The sequence below is a fragment of the Mesorhizobium sp. M1E.F.Ca.ET.041.01.1.1 genome (assembly GCF_003997355.1).
GTDB lineage: Bacteria > Pseudomonadota > Alphaproteobacteria > Rhizobiales > Rhizobiaceae > Mesorhizobium.
This window is the reverse complement of sequence record NZ_RZSL01000738.1, coordinates 1-2,557: the sequence shown is the minus strand read 5'-3', so window position 1 is coordinate 2,557 and position 2,557 is coordinate 1. Positions and strand designations below refer to the sequence as shown.

Sequence of the window (2,557 nt, the reverse complement as noted above, 5' to 3'; positions counted from 1 at the left end):
GGAAATGCTGCGTCCAGCGCCGTCGTACCAGCGCCGCCCTGCGTGATCGTTTCGATCGAGCCGTGAACCGTCAGGCTGGGGGCCTCGTACTCCTGCTTCTCAACATTCTGTTCCATTCTACTCTCCAATTAAGACTGGAAGCGGCTTCAGAATGCCGCCAGCATATTGCTATGCCGCGTAGCAATTGCTGCATGGCAGCATTTATGAGTCAAGCCTGATTTACCAGGCCTTAATCAATTCTTGGTTGCGCCCGCCTTCATCGGTGATGAAGTCGCGGACGGTTCCATTTTGGGCAGAGGTGGTCCGGCGGCGCAGCGTCAGATTTTTGTCGATTAAGTAAGCATATGAAATAATTGCGATAATTTGAGTGACTCAAATACCTAGCTTACGACCGTGAGGAAAAATGCGGCAGAAAATAGCGCTTGCCAGGCTGCGCCGCCGCAGTCCGCTCCGTCTTCAAAAGTGATCGGAAAGCCGGCGAATCTGAGTTGCAGAGGCGAGGCTGCCTCGGAACGCGCTGGATGGCCGTCCCGATTTTTGGCGATGCTTTTCTTCGCAGTTGCGGTATAAACACCGCCGCGGGCGGTTTTCGCGGAGAAACGACATCGGGCATGGCCGTGCAGGATGCTTCTTACGACAGGCTGCGTGCGGCCGGCTGCGCCGACGAAGTCGCCTATGTGCAGGCCTGTCTGCGGCTGTTCTTCAATCCGGCTGCGAGTGCCGCCGGTCATGGCGACATGCCTGCTCCGGCAATCTCGGCATCCAACGTCGCCGACATTGCGAGGCTGAACAAGGTCGCGGTCTTTTTGCTCAAGGCTCTCTCACGCGGGGCGGCTGGCGCCGCGCCTCCAGAGTTGCTCGCGTGGCTCGACGGCTATCGCCGGCGTACCATGTCGATGAACGCCGCCTGCATCGGCGATTCGATCGCCATCCATCAGGTGCTGCGGGGCAGGCAGATCGATTTCGTCTTCCTGAAAGGGCCGCTCCAGCAGCAATTGCTCTATGGCGATCATTTCATGAAGCCGTCCGGCGACGTCGACATCCTGGTTTCGCCGTCCGGTTTCACCGCCGCCCGCGAGGCCCTGCGCTCGGTCGGCTACGAGGTCGCCGGCAAGTCGCGCTCGGTCTGGTGGGTGCGCTTCCTCGGCGAGCAGCATATGGTCCGCGACGACGGCGTGCGGGCTGCCACGGTCGACCTCCACTACCGGCTGCAGCAGCCGGGCTCGCCGAGCCCGCGCGATATCGACGGCTTCCTGCGCCGCAAGCGTCAGGTCGAGATTGCCGGAACCGGCATGCCTTTGATTTCGGCGTCCGACATGTTGCTCTTGTCCTGCATCAGCGTGGCCAAGGCCTTCTTCAACCGCGAGCCTTGCGCCGGCTACGTCTGCGACGTCAGAGCCGCGGCCAGCCGGCTGAGCGAAGCCGAACAGCAGAATGTGCTTGACCACGCCGCCGGGCAGGGTCTGGCCGATACGCTGCTGCTTGGCCTGCGCGCGGCCGATGTTCTGCTTGGCGGCACTGTCACACTGCTCTCGGACCGCGCCACCCGGATCCTGGCGCGCATCGCCAATGCCGACCTCTTCCACATGGTGATCGCGCCCTGGCTGTCGTCGCTGCGCTGGCCGCAGCGGCGGACGGTGCTATGGGAGCTCTGCGGCCGCGAGCCGGTGCGCTATCTGACCGAGGCCGGATGGGCGGCCTCCGCCGATCTCAGCCGGCGCATCTTCGAGCGGCCGGACGCCGTCACGCCCGTGCGGGGCAACGGATGAGGACAGGTTTCGCATTCAACATCTCGGGCAGGGGATTGGCTGGGACTCATGCAATCGAAAGGTGAATCATGCCCGTGACGACCCCAAGGGTCTGCGTCATAATCGCCGCCCGCAATGCGGCGCGCACCATTCCCGTCGCCATCGCCTCGGCTTTGCGCGAGGCGGAGGTGGCCGAAGTCGTCGTGGTCGACGACGCCTCGACCGACGATACGCAGCATGTGGCGCGCGCCGCCGACGACGGCAGTGGCAGGCTTTCGGTGATGCGTCTCGACGTCAACCGAGGTCCGTCCTTCGCCCGCAACGCCGCGATCAACGCCTCCGTTTCGCCTTTCCTCAGTATCCTCGACGCTGACGATTTCTTCCTCGAGGGCCGCTTCCGCCGGCTGTTCGCCAGCGCCGACTGGGATTTCGCCGCCGACAACATCATGCTCATCAGGGACGATGCCGCGAACGACCTTACCAAGGTCGCGGCTCCGTCCTTCGCGCCCGAGCCGCAATTCCTCGATTTCGAGGGTTTCATCGAAGGCAACATCTCTCGCCGCCGCGTCCTGCGCGGCGAACTGGGCTTCCTCAAGCCTGTGATCAGCCGGGCATTCCTTGAGCGCCACGGACTGAGCTATGACGAAAACCTGCGGCTCGGCGAGGATTACGAGCTCTATGCACGCGCGGTCGCCTGCGGAGCGCGTTTCAAAATCATCAAGTCCTGCGGCTACGGCGCAATCGTGCGCGCCGATTCGCTGAGCGGCCGCCATAGGACGCAGGATCTGAAGCGCCTTGCTGACGCCGAC

Annotated in this window: 2 protein-coding genes; both read left to right on the top strand. The window is 63.2% G+C overall.

Annotated elements, in window-relative coordinates; translation table 11 throughout:
- Positions 1–611 precede the first annotated feature (611 nt).
- A complete protein-coding gene (locus EOA38_RS33375) occupies positions 612–1,769 on the top strand; it encodes a nucleotidyltransferase family protein (protein ID WP_127301231.1) in 1,158 nt (385 codons plus the stop codon).
- A 68-nt stretch (positions 1,770–1,837) separates the two neighbouring features.
- Positions 1,838–2,557 (top strand): glycosyltransferase family 2 protein (locus tag EOA38_RS33370; protein ID WP_127301230.1); only part of this gene is annotated, 720 nt, incomplete at its 3' end.